The following is a 22,039-nucleotide window of genomic DNA, read 5'->3' on the forward strand; positions in this document are numbered from 1 at the left end:
GCCGGTAGTTCAGATGCTGTCTGCAGTGGCGACGTTCAGCGACCGATAGAGATCGATATAACGCCCGGCAACAATGTCCCAGGAGTAACCGCGCGCGGCGTCGAGAAGCCCGGCGCGGACGGCGTCAGGTTGGCGTGCGAGCGTTTCATAGGCCGCTTCGATCCCGGTCGCGGCGGTCTCCGGATTGGTGAAATCGGCAAGCGTGATGACGGGATGCCGGCCGGCAAGTGTCGTAAAGGCGTCGTTGGCGTTCAGCACCGGCAGCAGGCCGGCGCTCATCGCCTCCAGCGCCACCAGGCCGAAACCTTCATATTCCGAGGCGGAGGCGAAGAGCGAGGCGTCGGCGATGATGCGCCGGATGGCGGCGTTGTCGGGTGAGACGTGCAGGGTGACGCGGCCGGACAGGTCGCGGCCTTCGATCGCGGCTTCGACGTCGGCCCGGTTCTGATCGGATTCGGCCCCGACGATGTCGAGATGCCATTCCGCATTGCGCGTCTTCAGCTCGGCCATCGCATCGAGCAAATGGTCCAGCCGCTTGTTGACCGAGAACCGGCCGATGGTGACGATGCGGCGCCGCGCCCGGCGCGAAGCAGTGTCGGCAAATTTACCGATATCGGCGCCGTTTTCGATCAGCAGGCTGTCGGGCACGATTTCGGAAAACTGCTTGAGGTCGGAGGCGCTGCAGCAGACGACCCGCCGGTAGGCCAGTGCCGAAGCGCGGGTCAGCGTCCGGAACCAGATCTTCTTGATCGCCGCGTATTTCCTGGTGTGGAAGAAGCCGCCATGGGTGGTGACGATCATCGGCTTGCGGTGCAGCAGCCGGCCCCAGGCGAGCGCGTCGAAGAAGAAATCGATGGCATGGACGTGGACGAGATCGGCATCGGCGAGATGGCCGAAAACTTTGGGCGCCAGTGGATAACGGCTGCTGCCGGACCAGGGAATGCGCACCACCTCGATGCCGTCGATATCTTCGCGCGGCGGCAGCTTGTCATCAGGTGCGGTGAACAGCGAATCGAGGGTGACGACGCGGACGCGATAACCGCGGCGAACGGTCTGGCGGGCGAGATTGGCGACAACGTCTTCCAGGCCGCCCCGGTTGGGCAGGAACTGGCGCACGACATGGACGATCAGCGGCGCCGTTTCCGGCTGCGGCCTCTCGCGCATCCTGTCTGCCTCGACGATCACCATTTTCCACCTATCGCTGCACGCGCCGCCTCATGCCGAGACGGGACTCTTATAGCAACGACCAGATATCTCAGGCGTTAAGCCGTGGTTTAAGCGGCATCCCGAGAGGCGATTCTTCGTAAAAAGGTTAACCGCGTCTGACGGAGTTCAGAGCATTTCCGTTTTTCTTCGCATCACGGAAATGCTCTGTCTTTTGTTTTTTACGCAATTCCCGGCAAAAGCGCTTCGCGCTTTGCCTGGCAAAACCGCTGCACACTTTTGCTGGAATTGCTTTAGAAGGCCTTGAAAGTCAGGGTCGTCAGCGAGCGGACGATGCCGGGAATGTTGGCGATGTTGTCGTTGATGAACTTGCCGATATCCTGGCCTTCCTCAATGTAGACCTTCAGCAGCAGGTCGTAGTCGCCGCTTGTGGAATAGAGCTCCGAGACCAGTTCGGTCTGGTAGATGGCGTCGGCGACCTCATAGGTCTTGCCGGGGGCGCATTGGAGCTGGACGAAGATCGGCTTCATGGGGATTTCCTGCAAAGGGTTGTTTGGCTAATATAATGGTCGAAAGCGCCATGCCGATGCAAGCCGTTCGTCACGCTGCCGGCTCGGCGGCCGCTTCCGCGACGATCCAGTCGCGGAAGGCGGCAAGCGGCGCATAGTGGGCACGCTCGGGCGGAAAGGCGAGATAATAGCGCTCGCGGCTTTCCATTTCGCCGTCGATGGCGGCGACGAGATCGCCGCGCCGCAGCTCTTCCTGCATCAGAAATTTCGGCAAAAGAGCGATGCCGAGACCGGCGATCGCCGCTTGCGCGGCGGTGGCGAACTGGTCGAAGAGCATGCCGTGCACGCTTTCGAAAGACACGCCGTTGCCGGCGAACCATTGCTCCCAGGCGTCGGGCCGGGTCGTCAGATGCAGCAGCGGAACGGACAGCAGATCCTGCGGCCCGGAGATCGTGTATCGCTTCAGAAAATCGGGGCTGCAGGCCGGCACCGTGCGCTCCGACATCAGAAAGGCGAGTTCGGCGCCCGGCCAGTGCGGATGGCCGAAATGGATGGCGGCGTCGATCGAATCGAGGCGGAAATCGAAAGGCGAAAGCCGGGTCACCAGATTGATCGTCACGCCGGGATTGGCAACGAGGAAGCGCCCGAGGCGCGGCGCCAGCCAGCGCGTGCCGAAGGTCGGAAGGATGGCGAGGTTGAGCGTGCCGCCATGCGGATTGGCGCGCAGGTTCAGCGAGGCGCTCGATATGCGCCGCAGCGCCTCGCGGATCTCGCGGGCATAACTGTCGCCGGCTGGCGTCAGCCGCATGGTCTGACGTTCGCGCAGGAAGAGTTCGACACCAAGCTGCTCCTCCAGCGCGCTCACCTGGCGGCTGACGGCGCTCTGCGTCAGATCGAGTTCACGGGCGGCGGCCGTGACGCTGCCGGTGCGGGCAACGGCTTCGAAAGCGGCGAGATGCGAAATCGACGGCAGAAAACGTCTTGAAGCGAACATGTTCATTCCATTTCAGAATGAGCTATTTCCAAAATGTCGATATTTCCGCCTTTATGGCCGTTGTAAAGAGGCTCATCCTGCAAAAACGGAATGAGCCGGAGTTTCCGAGATGCCGCAAGCCTTCGTTTCCACAGACCGTATCCGCTCGCTGTTCACCGAAGCGATGTCGCAGATGTATCGGGCCGAGGTGCCGCAATATGGCACGCTGATCGAACTGGTGGCGGATGTGAATGCCGGCTGCCTCAAAAACAATCCCGATCTGCGCGAAAGGCTGGCCGGCGCCGGCGAACTGGAGCGCATTGATGTCGAGCGCCACGGCGCCATCCGGCTCGGCACGGCGGAAGAGCTTTTCACCATCCGCCGGCTGTTTGCGGTCATGGGCATGCAGTCGGTCGGCTATTACGATCTCTCGGTCGCCGGCGTGCCTGTTCACTCTACCTGCTTCCGGCCGATCGACGAGGCCGCACTCAACATCAATCCGTTCCGCGTCTTCACCTCGCTGTTGCGCTTGGAGCTGATCGAGGACGAAGGGCTGCGCAGCGAAGCCGAAGCCATTCTGGCAAAGCGGCGCATCTATACGCCGCGCGCCGTCGCGCTGATCGAGCGTCACGAGCAGAATGGCGGCCTGACGGAGGCGGAGGCGACGGAGTTCGTCGCCGAGGCGCTTGAAACCTTCCGTTGGCACGGCGAGGCGACGGTTAGCGCCGAAACCTATAAGCGCCTGCATGATGCGCACCGGTTGATCGCCGACGTTGTCAGCTTCAAGGGCCCGCATATCAACCACCTGACGCCGCGCACGCTCGATATCGATGCCGTCCAGGCCCGCATGCCGGAACGCGGCATCACCCCGAAGGCCGTCATCGAAGGACCGCCGCGCCGCCATTGCGATATTCTGCTGCGGCAGACGAGCTTCAAGGCGCTTGAAGAAACGATCGTCTTTGCCGGTGACGTGGAAGCGGTTCAAGGGACGCATACCGCCCGTTTCGGCGAGATCGAACAGCGCGGCGTGGCACTGACGGCCAAGGGCCGGGCGCTCTACGACCGGCTGCTCGCCTCGGTCCGCGGCGAAGTGCAGGTCGGCGCCGGCGGCGCCAAGGCCGGCGCCTACGATCAGGAACTTGCCGAGCGTTTCAAGGCGCTGCCGGACAGCTGGGAAGAGCTGCGCAGGCAAGGTCTCGCCTTCTTCCGTTACTGCGCGACGCCTGCGGGCATTGCTGCGGCCGTAGGCGCCCCGCTCCCCGGCGATCCGGAAGCGCTGATCGCCAAGGGTTACCTTGCCTTCTCGCCGATCGTCTACGAAGATTTCCTGCCCGTCAGCGCGGCCGGCATCTTCCAGTCGAATCTCGGCACCGATCAGCAGCAGAATTATGCGACACGTTCGAACCGCGACGCCTTCGAGGCGGCGCTCGGCGCCACCGTTCAGGACGAGTTGGCGCTTTATGCCGAGCGCCAGGCCGCCTCGCTGGATGCGGCAATGGAAGCGCTGGGGCTCGCGCCGCTGCAGTTGAAGACCGTCGCGTAAAATGGCCTTCAACACTTCATCATATGCGTTAGAGTACCGCGATTTCGTTCCGATCGGACTAGACCATGCTGAATGATCCGCGCTCCCACGGCCTCTGGGAAAAGACCGCAGCCGAGCCGCCGGCGACCTTGCCTCTCGAAGGCGCGGTGTCTGCCGATGTCGTCGTGGTCGGTGGTGGCTACACCGGTCTGTCCTCCGCCCTGCATCTTGCCGAAGCCGGGTCGAGGGTGGTGCTCTTGGAGGCGAAGGAAATCGGTTTCGGCGGCGCGGGGCGCAATGTCGGCCTGATCAATGCCGGCATGTGGGTGATGCCCGACGATCTGCCCGGTGTGCTCGGCCCGGTGCATGGCGAGCGCCTGCTCGAGCTGCTCGGCAATGCGCCGAAGCTCGTCATGGAGCTGATCGACAGGCACCGGATCGCCTGCGAACTCGAACGCAACGGCACGCTGCACTGCGCCGTCGGCGCCGACGGGCTGAAGGAGATCGAGGCGCGCGCGGCGCAATGGTCCGCGCGCGGCGCGCCCGTGACGCTGCTCGATGCGGCGGAGACAGCCAGACGCATCGGTAGCGACGCCTATACCGGTTCGCTGCTCGACATGCGCGCCGGCACGCTGCAGCCGCTGGCCTATGCGCGCGGCCTTGCCCATGCCGCCGTCAAGGCGGGCGTTGCCATCCACACGTCGAGTCCCGTCATCGCAACGGAGCGCAACGGCAGCCGCTGGACCGTGAAGACGGCAAACGGCGCGGTCAGCGCCGACTGGATCATCGTCGCGACCGATGCCTACAGCACCGGCCCCTTCGAGCAGGTGCGCAACGAGCAGGTCTATCTGCCCTATTTCAACTTCGCCACCGTGCCGCTCGGCCATAATCTGCGCCAGTCGATCCTGCCGGGGCGGGAAGGCGCATGGGACACCAAGGACATCCTCTCCTCCTTCCGCATGGACCAGGCCGGGCGTCTCGTTTTCGGCAGTGTCGGGGCGCTGCGCAATACCGGGCTAGCCGTGCACAAGGGCTGGGCTAAGCGCGCCTTGAAGCGGCTGTTCCCGATTATCGGCGATGTCGAATTCGAATGCGAATGGTACGGCCAGATCGGCATGACCGACAATGCGCTGCCGCGCTTTCATAAATTCGCGCCCGGTGTCGTCGGCTTTTCGGGTTACAATGGCCGCGGCATTGCCCCCGGCACGGTGTTCGGCCGGACACTGGCCGAGCATATTCTCGGCCGGCTGACCGAAGACGCTCTGCCGCTGCCTTTGACATCACCCACCGAGCCGAGCTTCCGTGCGCTCAAGGAACTATGGTACGAAGCCGGCGCTCAGGTCGCCCATTTCGCCGATGCTCGCTTCTGAGAAGCGATGAACGCTTCTGAGAATAATAAGATTGGAACCACGACAATGACTATCGCCGTCCTCGATCTCGCCACCGAAACCGCCAAGCTGCTTGCCGAACTCGGCGTTGACGCCGGCCGCTATCACGGCGGCACGCTTTCCGTCGCCTCGCCGGTGACGGGCAAGGAAATCGGTAAATTGAGGGAGCATACCGTCTCCGAGACCAAAGCAGCAATCGAAGAGGCGCACAAGGCCTTCCTCGAATGGCGCTCCGTCCCGGCGCCGAAGCGCGGCGAGCTGGTCCGCCTGCTCGGTGAGGAGCTGCGTGCGGCAAAGACGGCGCTCGGCCGTCTCGTCTCGATCGAGGTCGGCAAGATCACCTCGGAAGGTCTCGGCGAAGTGCAGGAGATGATCGATATCTGCGATTTCGCCGTCGGCTTGTCCCGCCAGCTCTACGGCCTGACGATCGCCACCGAACGCTCCGAGCACCGGATGATGGAAAGCTGGCATCCGCTCGGCGTGGTCGGCATCATCTCCGCCTTCAACTTCCCCGTCGCCGTCTGGTCATGGAATGCGGCACTTGCAATGGTCTGCGGCAATTCCACCGTCTGGAAGCCCTCGGAAAAGACGCCATTGACCGCACTTGCCGTGCAGGCGCTGTTCGAAAAGGCGCTGAAGCGTTTCATCGCCGAGGGCGGCACGGCGCCGGCCAATCTATCGACATTGATCATCGGCGGCCGTGAGGTCGGCGAGGTCCTCGTCGACCATCCGAAAATCCCGCTCGTCTCCGCCACCGGTTCAACGGCTATGGGCCGCGCCGTCGGTCCGCGCCTGTCGCAGCGTTTTGCCCGCGGCATTCTCGAACTCGGCGGCAACAATGCGGCGATCGTCTGCCCGAGCGCCGATCTCGACCTGACGCTGCGCGGCGTCGCCTTCTCCGCCATGGGCACGGCCGGCCAGCGCTGCACGACGCTGCGCCGTCTCTTCGTGCATGAGAGCGTCTACGACCAGCTGGTGCCGCGGCTCCAGAAGGCCTATGGTTCCGTCACCATCGGCAATCCGCTCGAAACAGGCACGCTGGTCGGACCGCTGATCGACGGCCAGGCTTTCGAGAAGATGCAGGCAGCACTCAGCCAGGCGACATCGGCCGGCGGCAAGGTGACCGGCGGTGATCGCGTCGGCAACGGTTTGACCGATGCCTTCTACGTTCGCCCGGCGCTCGTCGAAATGCCGGCGCAAACCGGCCCGGTCGAGCACGAGACCTTCGCGCCGATCCTCTACGTGATGAAATACAGCGATTTCGATACGGTACTGGCCCTGCACAATGCGGTGCCGCAGGGGCTGTCGTCGTCGATCTTCACCAACGACATGCGCGAGGCCGAAACCTTCGTCTCCGCCCGCGGCTCGGATTGCGGCATCGCCAACGTCAATCTCGGCCCGTCGGGCGCCGAAATCGGTGGCGCCTTCGGTGGCGAGAAGGAAACCGGCGGCGGCCGCGAATCCGGCTCGGATGCCTGGAAGGCCTATATGCGCCGCTCTACGAACACGATTAATTACGGCAGAACGCTGCCGCTCGCCCAAGGCGTCAAGTTCGACGTCGAATAAGCCGGCTTGCAGAAAGGCTCGAAAAAGGAGGGCTGCACCCCCTAAACCGCGTCGCACGCAATTCGATTCCTGCGACGCGCTTTAGCTCTTCTTTTGACGCATGTCGTTGTCCCGGAACCGCTGCACACTTCCGGGCGACATGCGCGGAATGCCGCTTTTTCGACCGATCGAGATTTATTCCCTTTTAATATGAAATATTTAGTCAAGATATTGTGATGGCTTTTCCTTGCAGGCCAAACTTGAAATAGGCAGTCAGGAAAAATATACGCCTCTCATCGCCCTTGTGGAGCTCGGGCGGCATTGCCACGGAGGCCATCATGAACTTTGCTCTCAACAGTTTTTCCCAAGCGCTTGCGCTTGCCGCTTCGTTTCTCTCCGCCACTGCGCTCGCCGGCAGGGCCAATGCGCAGGACGAAGGTCTCGTCGTCTACAATGCCCAGCACGAAAGCCTGGGGCGCGAATGGATCGACGCCTTCACCAAGGAGACCGGCATCAAGGTCACCATGCGCCAGGGCAGCGACATGCAATTCGCCAACCAGATCATCCAGGAAGGCGATGCCTCACCGGCTGACGTATTCCTCACCGAGAATTCGCCGGCGATGACGCTGGTCGACGGCGCAGGCCTCTTCGCCCCCATCGAAAAGGACACGTTGGACCAGGTGCCGGATCAGTACCGCCCGGCCGACGGCATGTGGACCGGTATTGCCGCCCGCACCACCGTTTTTGCCTATGACAAGACCAAGCTCACCGAAGACAAGCTGCCGAAGTCGATGCTCGACCTCGCCGATCCGGCCTGGAAGGGCCGCTGGGGTGCAGCGCCTGCCGGTGCAGACTTCCAGGCCATCGTCGCCTCGCTGCTGCAGCTCAAGGGTGAAGACGCCACCAAGGCATGGCTGAAAGGCCTCAAGGACAACGCGACACCCTACAAGGGCAACAGCGTCGCCATGAAGGCCGTCAATGCAGGCGAAGTCGAAGGCGCGATCATCTATCACTATTACTGGTTCGGCGATCAGGCCAAAACCGGTGAAAACAGCAAGAATGTCGGCCTGCATTACTTCAAGAACCAGGATCCGGGCGCTTTCGTCAGTGTTTCGGGCGGCGGCATCCTGAAGTCGACCCAGCATATGAAGGACGCCCAGGCTTTCTTGAAGTTCATCACCAGCAAGGCCGGCCAGGCGGTTCTGAAGGACGGCACGTCCTACGAATATGCCATCGGCAAGGATGCCGCTTCCAACGACAAGCTGACGCCGCTCGCCGATCTCAATGCGCCGAAAGTCGAAGCTTCGACGCTGGACAGCAAGAAGGTCGTGGAGCTGATGACGGTTGCCGGGCTGATCTGACGCTTCTGCCGCAGGCTTGCCATGGCCAAAACTATTGCTTTTGGCTCAAGAAAACCTTAGGGCATGACGATATCCGGCAACCGCTCCTCAAAAGCGGTTGCCTTCCTTTTTCGGCGTATGAAGGCATCGGCCTTGCTGCAGGACAACAGATTGCTCGCATCCGGCAACAAGGCGCCGGTCGCGTCGAAGGCCACGCGTATGGGTTTGCCGCGCGCGCGCGCGCCGCACGCCTCCGTGCTCCTGCTTGCCACCATCGTCGCGATCTTCAGTCTGGTGCCGCTCGGCTTCATCGGCTGGGTCACCTACGACGTCGGCTGGGAAACGGTGAAGGCCCTGGTTTTCCGGCCGCGCGTCGGCGAACTGCTCGTCAACACGGTCCTGCTGGAATCGATCACCATTCCGCTGTCGATCGCGCTTGCCGTGACGCTTGCCTGGCTGACCGAGCGGACCGACATTCCTTTCGCCAGGCTCTGGGCCTGGCTTGCCATCGCCCCGCTCGCCGTGCCCGCCTTTGTGCACAGCTATGCCTGGGTCAGCCTCCTCCCCGGCATGCGCGGCCTGCAGAGCGGCGTCTTCATCTCGGTGATCGCCTATTATCCCTTCCTCTACCTGCCGGTCGCCGCAGCGCTGCGCCGCCTCGATCCGGCGATCGAGGATGCCGCGGCCTCGCTTGGCCTTAATCCCTGGCGGGTCTTCTTCCGGGCGGTTCTGCCGCAGCTCCGGCTCGCCATTTGCGGCGGCTCGCTGCTGATCGGGCTGCATCTGCTGTCGGAATACGGCCTGTTCGTGATGATCCGCTTCGACACGTTCGCGACGGCGATCGTCGACCAGTTCCAGTCTTCCTACAACAGCCCTGCCTCCAACATGCTTGGCGGCGTGCTCGTCGCCTGCTGTCTTTTTCTGCTCGGCTTCGAGGTGCTGGTGCGCGGTAACGAACGTTATGCCCGCGTCGGCACCGGCTCGCCGCGTCCCACGGACCGCCGGCGGCTCGGCTGGTTCATGCTGCCAGCCATCTTGCTGCCCATCGCCCTGGCGGTGCTGACGCTCGGCGTGCCGCTGGTGACGCTTGGCCGCTGGCTCTATCTCGGCGGTACCGAGATCTGGCGCATCGAGGTCGGCAGTGCCTTTCTGCAGACGATCGTGCTTGCCATTGTCGGCGGCGTGCTGGCGACGATTGCCGCAGCCCCGATGGCCTGGCTTTCCGTGCGTGCGCCCGGCCGCTTCCAGCGCCTGCTCGAAGCCTGCCACTATTACGTCGGCTCGCTGCCGGGTGTCGTGGTGGCGCTGGCGCTGGTGACGATCACCGTGCGTCTCGTGCTGCCACTCTATCAGACCTTCGCAACGCTGCTCGTCGCTTATGTGATGCTTTTCCTGCCGCGCGCCATGGTCGGGCTGCGCGCCAGCATCGCCCAGGCGCCGGTGGAGCTGGAGCGCGCCGCGATGGGGCTGGGCCGCACGCCGGGCCAAGCGGTGCGGCAGATCACCATGCGGCTTGCCGCACCAGGCGCGGCCGCCAGCGTGGCGCTAGCCGCGCTCGGCATCACCAACGAACTGACGGCGACACTGATGCTGTCGCCCAACGGCGTCGATACGCTGGCGACCAAATTCTGGTCGCTGACCAGCGAGATCGACTATGTCTCGGCCGCACCCTATGCCTTCATGATGGTCGTGCTGTCGCTGCCGCTCACCCTCATGCTCTATACGCAATCGAAACGGACCGCCGGCCAATGACGCTGCTTACGATCGAAAACATCAGCAAGCGCTACGGGCCTGTGCAGGCGCTGAAGGATATTTCGCTCGATGTCCAGGCGGGCAGCCGCACGGCCGTCGTCGGCCCGTCCGGTTCGGGCAAGACGACGCTGCTGCGCATTATTGCCGGCTTCGAGCAACCCGATGTCGGCAGGGTAACGCTCGACGGCGAAGTCCTTGCCGATGGGCCTGCGACGGTGCCGGCCCATAAGCGTGGCATCGGCATCGTTTCGCAAGACGGCGCGCTGTTTCCGCACTTGAGCGTCGCCGAAAATATCGGCTTCGGCTTCGAGCGGGGGGCAGCGGATCGCGAGAAGCGCATCGTCGAGCTGCTCGATATGGTCGAGCTCGACCGTGGCATGCTGGTGCGGCGTCCGCACCAGCTTTCCGGCGGACAGCAGCAGCGCGTGGCGCTTGCGCGTGCCCTCGGCCGCAAGCCGCGGCTGATGCTGCTCGACGAACCGTTCTCGGCACTCGATACCGGCCTGCGTGAGAACATGCGCAAGGCAGTGGCGCGCGTGCTGCAGGCGGCCGGCATCACCGCCGTGCTCGTCACGCATGATCAGGAAGAGGCGCTGACTTTTGCCGATCAGGTTGCGGTTCTGAGAGAGGGGCGGCTGATCCAGGCCGGGTCGCCGCAATCATTGTATCTGCATCCGCGGGATCGCGAGACGGCGCTGTTTCTCGGCGATGCCGTGCTGCTTCCGGCCATCATCCGCAATGGCCTCGCCGACTGTGCGCTCGGCCGCGTCGCCGTCGAAGGCAATCGTCAGGGCAAGGCGGAGATCATGCTGCGGCCCGAGCAGATCCGCGTCGTTGCCGATGAAGGCGATCGCCGCTATGGCGGGCGTGTCGTTGAGGTGGAGTTCGGCGGCGCGGTCTGCACCGTTGCGGTTTCGCTCGACGGTGTCGCCCTGCCGCCGATCCTGATCAAGACCTCAAGCGTCGCGCTTCCCTCACGAGGCGATCTCGTTCGCTTGGATATCGCGGGCAAGGCGCATATCTTCGAAAACTAAATTCAGCCGAACTTGCGCACCACTTCTTCCGGTTCGATGCCTTCGAGCCAGCCGCCGGTAAAGCCGGCGCGCTCGAGCCCGAGGCGGATGGCCGGCGATTGCCGCATCAGTTTCCAGATGAAGTCGGAGCGCTCGTTCTCGATGGTCATGACGACGAGACCCTGGTCGATGCCGACGGTGCGGTCATCGACCCAGCCTTCCGGCCGCTTGGTCTTGACGGTCGGGTTGAAGCCACCAGGAAAGCCGCCTTCCAGAAGCAGGTTCGGATAGCTGGTCAGCAGCGCCTTGGTGCCGTCGAGAGCCGCTTGCCGGTCGTAGGGCAGGCAGGCAAGCGCGGCCCAGGGCGCGATCGTGCCGTCGTCCGGGCCGAGTGGCGCGCCACGGGCGGCGTAACCCAGAACCTTCGGCTGGCGGCCGCCGCGCATGCGCCGTGTCGGCGGCGGACCGTCGCAGGCGGAGAAACCCCAGATATTCCGGTTATAGCCGACGAACTGGCCGGGATTGCGCTCGGCATAATCCCGCTGGACGTTGATCATCACCTGGGTGTTGCGGAAATAGTCCCAGTTCCGCTCTGCCATCGGTCTGTCCTGAATGCCGCGGAAATCGATCCAGGCATGGGAGAAGAGGTGGATGAACAGTGGACCGGCATAGAGATAGGGCTGCTCGCCATGCATCATCCAGGAATAGCTCGACGTAAAAGCGTCGTAGCATGACTGCGGGATGGGGTGCGTGGGCGATGCGAGCGCCAGCGCATAGAGGATGATCGCCTCGTCGAAGCCGTGATAGCGCCAGCGCAGGAAGCCGGAAGAGGGCTTCCAGCCCATGGCAATCGTATCGCCCTTGTTCAGGGCCCAGCGCCAGTCGACGCGCTCGTAGATGAAGGTCGCGAGCGCGCGGATTTCCGTTTCCGTCTCGTCGTCTTCGCGATCGAAATACTGCGCTGCCGTTAGGATGCCGGCGATAAGCAGTGCCGTGTCGATGGTCGAGAGTTCACTGTTCCAGGCGCGATTGCCGGTATCCATGTGCAGGAAATGGTAGAAGAAGCCGCGGTGGCCCGTTGCGTGACGTTCCTCGCCCTGACGCGCCTCGGCAAAGAAACGCAGCGTATTGACCGTCCGTTCGGCTGCTTCCCTGCGGGTGATCCAGCAACGTTCGACACCGACAGGATAGGAGGAAAGGGCAAAGCCGACGGCTGCGATGCTCGCCGGCACGCCGCCGATCGAAGTATCGGCCACCAGGCCGTTTTCGGGATTGGTATATTTCAGGAAGTACTTGAACGCCGAATGCTGCAGCCTGTCGACGAGCGCTGCATCAATGTCTTCAATCCGTTGCAGCATAGGCTCCTACCCAACTGTTGCATCGCCCCATGCTTGAACATGGCGACCGTCCCCGGGCAAATCAAACCTTTTTGATTCGCAGGGATAAGAGAACACAAATGGGCGGAAGTGGTCGTTAATAATTATTGGTGAAATAATATCTAGCAGAAGTCATATAAGCAGTGCAGCAAAAAGGGTGGGCCGTGCGCCACCGGCCCGGGTTATTTTCCCGTAATACTTGTTGCCTCCACCCTCCGGGGAAGCGGCCGACGACGCGCGCTCCGGCGCTATCGTCCGACCGCATAGGCCTGCATGAGACGCGGGGTGGCCGCAGCGCGCAGCAGCCCGTCGGCATCGCGCCGCGCTGCGGTCAGCCGGCCGATGGTCCAGGGATCGGTAACCGTCAGCCTGTGGCCCTTGCGGGCGAGCGCATCAAGCACATCGGGGCCGAAATTCGCCTCCGCCATCAGGCTGCCCGGCTCGCGGGTGCGCGGATAGAAGGAACTCGGAAAATGGGCTGTGTGAAACAGCGGCCGGTCGATCGCCGCCTGCAGGTTCAGCTTGTGATTGACATGGCGCAGGAAGAAGGAGAGCTGCCATTGTTCCTGCTGGTCGCCGCCCGGCGTGCCGAAGGCCAGTGTCGGGCGGCCCTCGTAAAGGCCCAGCGAGGGCGTCAGTGTCGTGCGCGGACGCTTTCCCGGCGCCAGCGAGGTCGGCAGTTCCGGCTTCAGCCAGAACATCTGGGCCCGGGAATTGAGGCAGAAGCCGAGGCCGGGAACGGTTGGTGAAGACTGCAGCCAACCGCCGGATGGCGTGACGGAGACCATGTTGCCGTCGCGGTCGATCACGTCGATATGCACGGTGTCGCCGCGTTTTTCCAAATGCGCCATGGTCGGTTCGTAGACGGCGCCCGTCTTGGACGCAGCGCCGAGCATCGTCATCGTCAGATCATGCTGCGTTTCGAAACCTGGAACGATGCCGGGGCGAAGATCAAGGGAGGCGTCCGCGCCGATCAGCTTGCGGCGCTCGCTCGCATAGGCATCCGACAGCAGATGGGTGACGGGAACCTCGGAAAAATCGGGATCGCCATAATAGACCTCGCGATCGGCGAAGGCGAGTTTCATCGCTTCGGTAACGGTATGGACGAAATCGGCGCCATCAGGGTTCATCGCGGCGAGATCGAAACCTTTGAGGATCGACAGGGTCTGCAGGAAGACCGGACCCTGGCCCCAGGGACCGGTCTTGGCGATCGTCCAGCCGTGATAGTCATAGGTCAGCGGCTCCTCGATCGTTGCCGACCAGGTCGCCATGTCGTTGGCGGTCAGCACGCCTTTATGGCGGCTGCCGCTCGCATCCATCACTTCGGCGGTCTTCAGATAGGTATCGATCTTTTCGGCGATGAAGCCGCGGTAGAAGGCGTCGCGTGCCGCCTCCACCTGTGCCTCCCGGCCGCTCTTTGCCTCGGCTTCGGCAATGACGCGCTTCCAGGTTTCGGCAAGCACCGGATTCCTGAAATTCGCCTGTGCTGCGGGGACGCTGCCGCCGGGCAGCCAGGTCGCGTAGGAGGTCGGCCATTCCTTTTCGAAGAAGGCCGCAAGCCCCTTGATGGTCGCGGAGACGCGCGACAGCAGGGGATGGCCGTCCTCGGCGTAATAGATCGCCGGTTCCAGAACGTCGCGCACGCTCATCGTGCCGTAGTCACGCAGCATCAGCATCCAGCCGTCGAAGGCGCCGGGGATGACTGTCGCAAGCAGGCCGTCGCCGGGTATCAGCGTCAGGCCTTCGCTGGTATAATGCTCGATCGTCGCGCCGGCGGGTGCCGGCCCCTGGGCCGAGATGACCTCGACCTTGTCCTTCTTCTTGGAATAAATCACCGCGGGCAGGTCGCCGCCCGGGCCGCAGAGATGCGGCTCGACGATCTGCAGCACGAATCCGGTCGCCACCGCGGCATCGAAGGCATTGCCGCCCTTTTCGAGAATGCTCATGCCGACCGCCGAGCCGATCCAGTGGGTCGAGGTAACGACACCGAAGGTGCCGAGGATTTCGGGACGGGTCGTGAATTCGGTCATTCGGGACGCCCTTCTGGCCGGATGTCTTTTCTGGCCGAATGTCTTTCCTGGGAAGTCGGATGGTTCGAAGCTCAGGCGCGCGCCGAGCGCGCGGAGAGAAAGACCTGCGGCTCGAAGACAAAATCCTTATCGAAGGGGTAGGTCGGATGCTGTTTGCGCAGCCGTGGCAGGCGCTCGACGAACTGGTCGACGACACCTGTCGACAGCGCCATCAGGTTCGGATTGGCGATCGGCGCCAGCTCGGGCGAGAGATATCCCGATTTGACGACGATGATCCTGGCGCCGTGCGGATCAAGTCCGAGCCGGGTGAAATCGACGATATTGTGATAGGGCCGGCGTTTTGCGGAGAGCACAAGATCGATGCCATCGATCGAAACCACTGCCTGGCGGTCGGCCGGGTCCGACGTTTCGTGCAGGAATTTCACGGTGAAGCGGGCCGTGACCGGTTGGCTGCCCTTGGTGTCGAGCGAGGCGCCGACGCTGAGATCGAGCGCCGCGCCGATGCCGCCGGCATAACAGTCCTCGGTCGCCGCCCTGTCGGCAATGCCGGCGAAAACAACGCCCGTCGCACCCTTGGCGATCAGCTCGGCCAGCACGTCGGCCCGGTCACCGACGCCACCGCCTGTGGGGTTGTCGCCGGATTCGGCGAGCACGACAGGAGCGGTCGGGCTTGCGATGGCTTTCGCAACACATTCCTCGACCGAGCCGGTCTCGCAGCCGAAGACGAAATCTCCTCGTGCCTCCCAATAAGCCTTCGCGAGGCGTCTGGCTTCACGCTCCAGCACGGCCCGATCGGTGCCGGTCATGATGGCGGCGGCCGTGGCGCGCGGTTCGTCGGCCCAGACATAGCCGACCATTAAGGATGCGTCCCAGACGCCGTCGATCGCGTCGATCCCGGGCAGCATGTCGTAGAGGCTTTTAGCCGGCTCATCGACTGTGCTGGTGCGCTCGCCGGGCAGCACGACCGGGATCGGCGCCCAGAGAACGACCGGCCTCACGCCTGTTTTCAGGCTCTTCACCAGCATGGCGACCGAACGGCGCATCGTCTCCTCGACATCGACATGCGGCGCGGTGCGGTAGGTGGAATAGATGTCGAGCGCATCGATGATGCGCTGGGTGACGTTGCCGTGCAGGTCGTAGCTTGCCGAAACCGTGCAATCTTCGCCGACCAGCGCGCGGGCAGCACCGATCCAGTCGCCTTCGGCATCCTCCATGCCCTCGACATACATGGCGCCATGCATGGCGAGATAGAGACCGTCGAGCGGCAGCAGCGGTTTGAGTCGCTCGAGGAATTCGCTCTTGAAGGCCTCGTAGGCGGCGCGCGATACCGGACCGCCGGCAATGGCGCGGGCATGGATCGTCGGCAGGAATTCAGCGTCGTAATCCTTAAGGAAGCCGAAGTAAGAGGATTCCAGCAGTCCTGCCCCGCGCAAAACGCGAAAATCCTTCTCTTCGTTCAGGACGGGATTGTATGTGCTGCACTCGATATGAATGCCACCGACGGCGATTCGCATGAAGAACCTCAGATAATGTTAGGAGCGATCAGGATTTTATGGGTGATGTCGGCGCCGATGCGTCAGGGTGGGGGCGGCGGCGGCGGAAGGGGCTGAACTGAACATGAGAGTCTCGATCCGAAGACGTGTTCACTTTGCCTCGACAATAAGTTTACAGACGAAGCAATCAACCAAAATAAATTACAATCGATGCAGCGCATATCCGACCGGTCGAGGCGAGCGGTCCCGATATCGTCAGCAACGGAATTGCCCTATCCGGCACGGCCCATTGGATGTTCGATCGAGGATTGATCGGTCTGGCTGATGATATGGAGATTCTCATCTCACGAGACGTTAATGATCCCGACGCGCTACGGGGCCTGATCAATAACACCGGCCGCGCGATAATGCCCCGGCGCGCATTCGAACGACCGCATGTGCATTTTCTGCAATGGCATCGCGAACATTGCTTCAAGCGGTAAATCCGTCGGCTATTTTATTTGCTCGGGGATTGCAAAACGATAGCTAAGCCCGCGGCAGCGCACACGACGCCGTCACCCTGTCTCGGCTGCTTCCCGTACCCATGGCATCGGTATGAACAAGAGAGAAAACTGGAGCGGGCGAAGGGATTCGAACCCTCGACCCCAACCTTGGCAAGGTTGTGCTCTACCCCTGAGCTACACCCGCTCAATCCGCATCGGTCCGGGGTAGTTGTTGGACCGTGGGCGCCGCCTCGTGGCGACGGGCGCTATATGGCCTAACGGCTTTTCAAATGCAACAGGGAAATGACGAAGGGGCGAAGAAAAATTCGCAAGGTCGCATCAGGCCGGCGGAAAGGCCGCAAATGCGGGGGGTGAGCGTCGGTGGCGAAGATTGCCAAATGATGGGGACGGACTTAATAAGATGCCTCGACTTTGTCCCCCCTGAGCAATGGATTGCCCGATGCCCGAAAATACCCCCAAGACCAGAGAAGAATTGTTCGCTTTCCTCGACGGGCTCGGCATTGCTCATAAGACGGTCGATCACGCGCCGGTTTTCACCGTGGCCGAATCGGTTGCGCTGCGCGACGAGATCCCCGGCGGCCACACCAAGAATCTTTTCATCAAAGACAAGAAGGACAGATATTTTCTGCTGACCGTGGAGGAAAATGCCGAGGTCGACCTGAAGCAGGTTCACACTCTTATCGGCGGGTCCGGCCGGGTTTCCTTCGGCAGGGCGGAGAAGCTGATGGACTATCTCGGCGTCATCCCCGGCGCGGTCACGGCATTCGGGGCGATCAACGATACCGCGGGCAATGTCACTTTCGTGCTCGATGCGGATCTGATGCGCGAGGAAATCGTCAACTGCCATCCGCTCTCCAACGATGCGACGACATCAATTGCGAGCGGCGATCTTATCCGATTCATGGAAGCGACCGGGCATAAGCCGCTTGTCTTGAAAGTGACGTCCTGACATACGATTTTAGCGCTACAATGATGCCGGCTGGATCGGCGCGGCGGGAGATACCTATGAGCGGCAGTGACAACCCCTATAACGGTTCCTTCGGAAATCAGATGACGGCGACGACAAGCTTCGGCGCTCAGCCGGCAACCGCGGCTGCGGCAGGCGGCTACATCACCGACACGACGACCGCGAATTTCGGTAAGGACGTCATCGAGGAATCGCGCAATCAGCCGGTGCTGGTCGATTTCTGGGCGCCCTGGTGCGGGCCGTGCAAACAGCTGACGCCTGTTTTGGAGAAGGTGGTCAACGAAGCCAAGGGCCGCGTCCGGCTGGTCAAGATGAACATCGACGACCATCCCTCGATCGCCGGACAGCTCGGCATCCAGTCTATCCCCGCCGTCATCGCCTTCGTCAACGGCCGCCCCGCCGACGGCTTCATGGGCGCGGTGCCGGAAAGCCAGATTCAGCAGTTCATCGACCGTATCGCCGGTCCGGCCGGCGCCGACGAGGCGGCCGAGATCGAGGCCGTGCTCACCGAAGCCGCAGAATTGCTGGCCGCCGGCAATATCAATGAGGCAGCCCAGCTCTACGCCGCGGTGATGCAGGCCGATCCGGAAAATGCCAAGGCGGTTGCCGGAATGGCCGAATGCATGATCGCCGCAAACCAGCATGAGCGGGCGCGCCAAACTCTGACGGATCTGCCGGAAGAGCTGGCGAAAGACCCCGGCATCCAGGCGGTGCTGAAAAAGCTCGAACAGATCGAGGAAGCCCGCAAGCTCGGCGATCCCGTTGCGCTCGAACGTGATCTTGCCGTCAATCCCGACGACCACGAGGCGCGGCTGAAGCTTGCCAAGATCCTCAATGTCGAAGGCCGGCGCGACGAAGCGGCCGAGCACCTGCTGCTGATCATGCGCAAGGATCGCGCCTTTGACGATGACGGCGCCCGCCGCCAGCTGCTTCAGTTCTTCGAGGTCTGGGGTTTCAAGGATCCGGCGACGGTTTCGGCTCGGCGCAAGCTTTCGGCGATGCTGTTCTCCTAGGGCAACTGCGGCGTCCATAGGGCGCGGCAAGGCGCTGTACCGCTTTGAAGCCGCGTCCGATCCTGTTGAAAGTCGATTCCGATTTTCGGGGTTATGCGCTAAGTTTCGCGCATCTGCCCTTGCGTTTTTGGGCGCGGGCACCACATTCTCGTCAGGACGGGCATGCCCGTTAAAAGAATGCGGGACGGTTTCATGCAAGTCGGGAATGCCAGATACCTGAAGCCGGGCGATCTGCCTGATACGATCGCCGTCTTCCCCCTGACCGGTGCCCTTCTTCTGCCGGCCGGGCAGCTTCCGCTCAACATTTTCGAGCCGCGTTATCTGGCGATGCTGGATGCCGCACTGACGGGAAACCGGCTGATCGGCATGGTCCAGCCGGCGCTCGGCGAACACGAGGACAAGGGCGGCGATCCCAACCTTGCCGCTGTGGGTTGCCTCGGCCGCATCACCTCCTTCGCCGAGACCGGCGATGGGCGCTATATCGTCTCGCTGACCGGCGTCTGCCGTTTCCGGCTGCTGGAGGAGAAAACCACCAGCGATCCCTTCCGCACCTTCCGTATCGCTCCGTTCATCGCCGATCTCTCGGCCGCGAACGAGGAGGAGGCGGTCGACCGCGCGGCGCTTCTGACCGCCTTCAAGGCCTATCTCGATGCCAACAAGCTGGAAGCCGACTGGGAGAGCGTCGAGCGGGCGAGCAATCTGACGCTCGTCAATTCGCTGGCGATGATGTCGCCGTTCGGGCCGGCGGAAAAGCAGGCGCTGCTGGAGGCACCCGATCTCAAGACGCGGGCCGAAACGCTGATCGCCATTACCGAAATCGTGCTGGCGCGCGTCTTCGGTGACTCCGACACGGTTCTGCAGTAGACTTCAGCCATGGACGAAAAACTCAGCCGCGTCGATCCAAAGCTGCTCGATCTCCTGGTCTGCCCGCTCTCCAAGGGCCGGCTTTCCTATGATCGCGAGCACAATGAGCTTGTCTCGGAAAAGGCACGACTTGCCTATCCGATCCGCGACGGCATCCCGATCATGCTGGTCTCCGAAGCCCGCCGCCTTGACGAATAACGTCCCGGGAAATCGGCTTTAAATTGCTTGGCCGGCCAGCAGCCGCGGATTGTCCTTTGCCGTCGTTCCAGCCGCCTGACCGATGAAGAAGGATTTGAGGCGCGGCAGCCGGTCGACGAGGCCGAGACCGATGTCGCGGGCGATGCGGATCGGTGTTGCATCGTTGGAGAACAGCCGATTCAGCACGTCTGTCGTCATGCCCATACGGAAGGTGTCGAAGCGCCGCCAGGTCTGGTAGCGTTCGAGAATGTTGATCGAGCCGATATCGAGGCCGAGGCGATCGGCCTCGACGATCGTTTCGGCAAGGGCCGCCACATCCTTGAAGCCAAGATTCAGACCCTGTCCCGAAATCGGGTGAATGCCATGGGCGGCGTCGCCGGCCAGCGCAAAACGCGGTGCGACGAAGGCGCGGGCGAGCGTCAGGCCAAGCGGAAAGGCGCGTTTGTCGCCGATGACCTTCAGCGCTCCGAGCTTGTGGCCGAAGCGGCGTTCGAGCTCCTCCTCGAAGACGAGATCGTCGGCGGCAATCAATCGGTCGGCGTCATGCGTCCGCTCCGTCCAGACCAGCGAGGAGCGGTTGTTGCGGAGCGGCAGGATGGCGAAGGGGCCGGCCGGCAGGAAATGCTCCTCGGCGCAGCCTTCATGCGGCCGCTCATGTTCGACCGTCGCAACGATGCCGGACTGGCCGTAGTCCCAGGTGACGGTCTTGATGCCGGCGAGGTCGCGCAGTTTCGAGCGCACGCCGTCGCAGGCCACCAGCAGCCGGCTCTCCAACGTGCTGCCGTCCGCAAGCGTGATAGTGACATGACTGTCTTCGGTCTTCAGCTCGGTGGCGCCGAGCCCATGGCGGATGTCGATACCGAGGCGCTCGCAGACACCGCGCAGGGCTGCGACCATCGTCACATTCGGGATCATGTGGGCGAAAGGCCGGCCCTCGGCCACTTCGCCGTCGAAGGTGAGAAAAACCGGGCGGACCGGATCTGAGGTTTTGGAATCGGTGACGATCATCTTGGTGATCGGCTGCGCTGCCGGCTCGATCTCGTTCCAGACACCGAAGATTTCGAGCATCTTCGCTGCCGCCGCAATGACGGCCGAAGCGCGCGTGTCGTTTTTCCAGACATGCTCGGGGGCCGCCTCGACGACCGCGACGTTCAGATGAGGTGCCGCCTGCTTGACCGCGACGGCGGCGGAAAGGCCGACATAACCCCCGCCCACAACCAGCATATCAAGCATCGCGCCGCTCCCGTACCTTGTGCCCCAGATGTGACCTATATAGATCATCGCAACTTCACTTCCTACCGCCGGGAGGCATACAAAATGATGCGCGAAACATCAGGGCCTTCGGCGATGGAGACGCTGCTTTCGACGCTCGACCTGGAGCCGATCGAGGTCGATATCTTCCGCGGGCGCAGCCCGCAGGCCGGCTGGCAGCGGGTCTTCGGCGGCCAGGTCATCGGCCAGGCGTTGATGGCGGCGCAACGCACCATCGAGGGCGAGCGTTTCGTCCATTCGCTGCATGCTTATTTCATGCGTCCCGGCGATCCCTCGGTGCCGATCATCTACCAGGCGGAGCGGATCCGCGACGGATCAAGTTTCAATACCCGGCGCGTCGTCGCCATCCAGCACGGCAAGGCGATCTTCACGCTGTCAGCTTCCTTCCAGGTGGAGGAGCCGGGCTTCGACCACCAGATCGCCATGCCCGAGGTCGAAATGCCGGAAGCGCTGCTCGGCGAACAGCAGATCAAGGACCAGTACCTGACGCATGCGCCGGAGGCGATCCGAAAATACTGGCAGCGCGAGCGGCCGATCGAGATCCGCCCCGTCTCGCTGACACATTATTTTTCCGACAAGAAGCTCGCCCCCAAACAGGATGTCTGGGTGCGCGCCACCGGCCCGGTTCCCGACGACCGGCTCTATCAGGCGGCGGTTCTTGCCTATCTTTCGGACATGACGCTGCTAGATACCTCGCTCTATGCCCACGGCACGTCCATCTTCGACCAGAGCCTGCAAGTGGCGAGCCTCGATCATTCCATGTGGTTCCACAGACCGTGCAAGCTCGACGACTGGCTGCTCTATACGCAGGACAGCCCGTCGGCTTCGGGCGCCAGAGGGCTGACCCGGGGCAGCCTCTTTACCCGATCGGGTGAGCTGATCGCTTCCGTTGCACAGGAAGGTCTGATTCGGAAAAAGGCAAATGAATAAATAATATGCATCTTTGAAAAATTGCGCATTATTTGTGCGCTTGTTGGGCGGTCATTTGCCGGTCATTTGCCTGTTTATTGGCGCCATATATTATAGTTGTTGTTTTTCAATAAGTTATATCTCGCTTCGAATCTGGCACGTCCTTTGAATGTATATCGCCGGTCGCTGTTCAGGAACGTCAGCGGCA

General features: G+C 62.5%; 18 protein-coding genes, 1 tRNA gene and 1 pseudogene. 12 read left to right on the forward strand and 8 right to left on the reverse strand.

Going from position 1 to position 22,039, the window contains the following annotated elements; translation table 11 throughout:
* Nucleotides 1-9 precede the first annotated feature (9 nt).
* From OS035_RS14030 to OS035_RS14040, 3 genes are all read right to left on the reverse strand, one after another.
* Nucleotides 10-1,188 (reverse strand): glycosyltransferase family 4 protein, encoded by a 1,179-nt coding sequence (locus OS035_RS14030; protein ID WP_097624990.1) that lies wholly within the window; start codon nucleotides 1,186-1,188, stop codon nucleotides 10-12.
* A gap of 269 nt (nucleotides 1,189-1,457) precedes the next feature.
* Entirely contained in the window at nucleotides 1,458-1,694 is a 237-nt protein-coding gene (locus tag OS035_RS14035) for an Lrp/AsnC ligand binding domain-containing protein (RefSeq protein WP_003567502.1), read from the reverse strand.
* Between the two features lie 70 nt (nucleotides 1,695-1,764).
* Nucleotides 1,765-2,673, reverse strand: a complete 909-nt coding sequence (locus OS035_RS14040) for a LysR family transcriptional regulator (RefSeq protein ID WP_097624989.1) — start codon at nucleotides 2,671-2,673, stop codon at nucleotides 1,765-1,767.
* A gap of 103 nt (nucleotides 2,674-2,776) precedes the next feature.
* Between OS035_RS14040 and hglS the strand changes: the two genes are divergently transcribed.
* The 6 genes from hglS (at nucleotide 2,777) to OS035_RS14070 (ending at nucleotide 11,227) form a co-directional block, all read left to right on the forward strand.
* Entirely contained in the window at nucleotides 2,777-4,189 is a 1,413-nt protein-coding gene (gene hglS / locus OS035_RS14045) for a 2-oxoadipate dioxygenase/decarboxylase HglS (protein WP_097624988.1), read from the forward strand.
* 65 nt (nucleotides 4,190-4,254) lie between these two features.
* Nucleotides 4,255-5,538, forward strand: a complete 1,284-nt coding sequence (locus OS035_RS14050) for an NAD(P)/FAD-dependent oxidoreductase (protein ID WP_097624987.1) — start codon at nucleotides 4,255-4,257, stop codon at nucleotides 5,536-5,538.
* Nucleotides 5,539-5,583: 45 nt separating this feature from the next.
* The gene (gene amaB, locus OS035_RS14055) at nucleotides 5,584-7,122 is read left to right on the forward strand and encodes an L-piperidine-6-carboxylate dehydrogenase (protein WP_097624986.1); all 1,539 of its coding nucleotides are present in this window, start codon (nucleotides 5,584-5,586) and stop codon (nucleotides 7,120-7,122) included.
* A 317-nt stretch (nucleotides 7,123-7,439) separates the two neighbouring features.
* Nucleotides 7,440-8,462, forward strand: coding sequence for an iron ABC transporter substrate-binding protein (locus OS035_RS14060; protein WP_183778451.1), 1,023 nt, complete (start codon nucleotides 7,440-7,442; stop codon nucleotides 8,460-8,462).
* A 63-nt stretch (nucleotides 8,463-8,525) separates the two neighbouring features.
* Nucleotides 8,526-10,193, forward strand: a complete 1,668-nt coding sequence (locus tag OS035_RS14065) for an ABC transporter permease (protein ID WP_097624984.1) — start codon at nucleotides 8,526-8,528, stop codon at nucleotides 10,191-10,193.
* Entirely contained in the window at nucleotides 10,190-11,227 is a 1,038-nt protein-coding gene (locus tag OS035_RS14070; protein ID WP_097624983.1) for an ABC transporter ATP-binding protein, read from the forward strand. Before OS035_RS14065 ends, OS035_RS14070 begins: the two co-directional genes overlap by 4 nt.
* A 2-nt stretch (nucleotides 11,228-11,229) precedes the next feature.
* On the opposite strand, the gene OS035_RS14075 is transcribed toward OS035_RS14070, so the two are convergent.
* The 3 genes from OS035_RS14075 to OS035_RS14085 form a co-directional block, all read right to left on the reverse strand.
* Nucleotides 11,230-12,564, reverse strand: coding sequence for a glucoamylase family protein (locus OS035_RS14075; protein WP_097624982.1), 1,335 nt, complete (start codon nucleotides 12,562-12,564; stop codon nucleotides 11,230-11,232).
* 266 nt (nucleotides 12,565-12,830) lie between these two features.
* Complete coding sequence (locus OS035_RS14080; RefSeq protein WP_183778449.1) at nucleotides 12,831-14,612, reverse strand: gamma-glutamyltransferase family protein; 1,782 nt, start codon at nucleotides 14,610-14,612, stop codon at nucleotides 12,831-12,833.
* Nucleotides 14,613-14,683: 71 nt separating this feature from the next.
* The gene (locus tag OS035_RS14085; RefSeq protein WP_183778447.1) at nucleotides 14,684-16,126 is read right to left on the reverse strand and encodes a M81 family metallopeptidase; all 1,443 of its coding nucleotides are present in this window, start codon (nucleotides 16,124-16,126) and stop codon (nucleotides 14,684-14,686) included.
* A 185-nt stretch (nucleotides 16,127-16,311) separates the two neighbouring features.
* Between OS035_RS14085 and OS035_RS14090 the strand changes: the two are divergent.
* A pseudogene (locus OS035_RS14090) lies at nucleotides 16,312-16,587 on the forward strand (HNH endonuclease); the annotation flags it as partial.
* Between the two features lie 130 nt (nucleotides 16,588-16,717).
* On the opposite strand, the gene OS035_RS14095 reads toward OS035_RS14090, so the two are convergent.
* A tRNA-Gly gene (locus OS035_RS14095) sits at nucleotides 16,718-16,792 on the reverse strand.
* Between the two features lie 255 nt (nucleotides 16,793-17,047).
* On the opposite strand from OS035_RS14095, the gene OS035_RS14100 reads away from it, so the two are divergent.
* The 4 genes from OS035_RS14100 to OS035_RS14115 all read left to right on the forward strand — a co-directional run bounded on the left by OS035_RS14100 (nucleotide 17,048) and on the right by OS035_RS14115 (nucleotide 19,650).
* Nucleotides 17,048-17,557 (forward strand): prolyl-tRNA synthetase associated domain-containing protein, encoded by a 510-nt coding sequence (locus OS035_RS14100; RefSeq protein ID WP_097624979.1) that lies wholly within the window; start codon nucleotides 17,048-17,050, stop codon nucleotides 17,555-17,557.
* 56 nt (nucleotides 17,558-17,613) lie between these two features.
* On the forward strand, nucleotides 17,614-18,588 hold the full coding sequence (gene trxA / locus OS035_RS14105; RefSeq protein WP_097624978.1) for a thioredoxin: 975 nt from the start codon (nucleotides 17,614-17,616) through the stop codon (nucleotides 18,586-18,588).
* 177 nt (nucleotides 18,589-18,765) lie between these two features.
* A complete protein-coding gene (locus OS035_RS14110) occupies nucleotides 18,766-19,452 on the forward strand; it encodes an LON peptidase substrate-binding domain-containing protein (RefSeq protein ID WP_172643304.1) in 687 nt (228 codons plus the stop codon).
* 9 nt (nucleotides 19,453-19,461) lie between these two features.
* Nucleotides 19,462-19,650 carry a Trm112 family protein gene (locus tag OS035_RS14115; protein ID WP_003589705.1) on the forward strand — a complete coding sequence of 63 codons (189 nt, stop codon included), beginning with the start codon at nucleotides 19,462-19,464 and terminating at the stop codon, nucleotides 19,648-19,650.
* Between the two features lie 18 nt (nucleotides 19,651-19,668).
* On the opposite strand, the gene OS035_RS14120 is transcribed toward OS035_RS14115, so the two are convergent.
* A complete protein-coding gene (locus OS035_RS14120) occupies nucleotides 19,669-20,883 on the reverse strand; it encodes a ubiquinone biosynthesis hydroxylase (protein WP_331813811.1) in 1,215 nt (404 codons plus the stop codon).
* 84 nt (nucleotides 20,884-20,967) lie between these two features.
* Between OS035_RS14120 and tesB the strand changes: the two genes are divergently transcribed.
* Nucleotides 20,968-21,852: an acyl-CoA thioesterase II gene (gene tesB, locus OS035_RS14125; RefSeq protein WP_183778441.1), complete on the forward strand. Its 885-nt coding sequence runs from the start codon at nucleotides 20,968-20,970 to the stop codon at nucleotides 21,850-21,852.
* The last annotated feature ends 187 nt before the right edge of the window (nucleotides 21,853-22,039 follow it).

The organism is Rhizobium sp. 268, assembly GCF_036571585.1.
GTDB lineage: Bacteria > Pseudomonadota > Alphaproteobacteria > Rhizobiales > Rhizobiaceae > Rhizobium > Rhizobium redzepovicii.

Coding starts and splice junctions, on each gene's coding strand:
- OS035_RS14030 (WP_097624990.1), bottom strand. CDS start 1,188: ATGGTGATCGTCGAGGCAGACAGGATGCGCGAGAGGCCGCAGCCGGAA.
- OS035_RS14035 (WP_003567502.1), bottom strand. CDS start 1,694: ATGAAGCCGATCTTCGTCCAGCTCCAATGCGCCCCCGGCAAGACCTAT.
- OS035_RS14040 (WP_097624989.1), bottom strand. CDS start 2,673: ATGAACATGTTCGCTTCAAGACGTTTTCTGCCGTCGATTTCGCATCTC.
- hglS (WP_097624988.1), top strand. CDS start 2,777: ATGCCGCAAGCCTTCGTTTCCACAGACCGTATCCGCTCGCTGTTCACC.
- OS035_RS14050 (WP_097624987.1), top strand. CDS start 4,255: ATGCTGAATGATCCGCGCTCCCACGGCCTCTGGGAAAAGACCGCAGCC.
- amaB (WP_097624986.1), top strand. CDS start 5,584: ATGACTATCGCCGTCCTCGATCTCGCCACCGAAACCGCCAAGCTGCTT.
- OS035_RS14060 (WP_183778451.1), top strand. CDS start 7,440: ATGAACTTTGCTCTCAACAGTTTTTCCCAAGCGCTTGCGCTTGCCGCT.
- OS035_RS14065 (WP_097624984.1), top strand. CDS start 8,526: ATGACGATATCCGGCAACCGCTCCTCAAAAGCGGTTGCCTTCCTTTTT.
- OS035_RS14070 (WP_097624983.1), top strand. CDS start 10,190: ATGACGCTGCTTACGATCGAAAACATCAGCAAGCGCTACGGGCCTGTG.
- OS035_RS14075 (WP_097624982.1), bottom strand. CDS start 12,564: ATGCTGCAACGGATTGAAGACATTGATGCAGCGCTCGTCGACAGGCTG.
- OS035_RS14080 (WP_183778449.1), bottom strand. CDS start 14,612: ATGACCGAATTCACGACCCGTCCCGAAATCCTCGGCACCTTCGGTGTC.
- OS035_RS14085 (WP_183778447.1), bottom strand. CDS start 16,126: ATGCGAATCGCCGTCGGTGGCATTCATATCGAGTGCAGCACATACAAT.
- OS035_RS14100 (WP_097624979.1), top strand. CDS start 17,048: ATGCCCGAAAATACCCCCAAGACCAGAGAAGAATTGTTCGCTTTCCTC.
- trxA (WP_097624978.1), top strand. CDS start 17,614: ATGAGCGGCAGTGACAACCCCTATAACGGTTCCTTCGGAAATCAGATG.
- OS035_RS14110 (WP_172643304.1), top strand. CDS start 18,766: ATGCGGGACGGTTTCATGCAAGTCGGGAATGCCAGATACCTGAAGCCG.
- OS035_RS14115 (WP_003589705.1), top strand. CDS start 19,462: ATGGACGAAAAACTCAGCCGCGTCGATCCAAAGCTGCTCGATCTCCTG.
- OS035_RS14120 (WP_331813811.1), bottom strand. CDS start 20,883: ATGCTTGATATGCTGGTTGTGGGCGGGGGTTATGTCGGCCTTTCCGCC.
- tesB (WP_183778441.1), top strand. CDS start 20,968: ATGATGCGCGAAACATCAGGGCCTTCGGCGATGGAGACGCTGCTTTCG.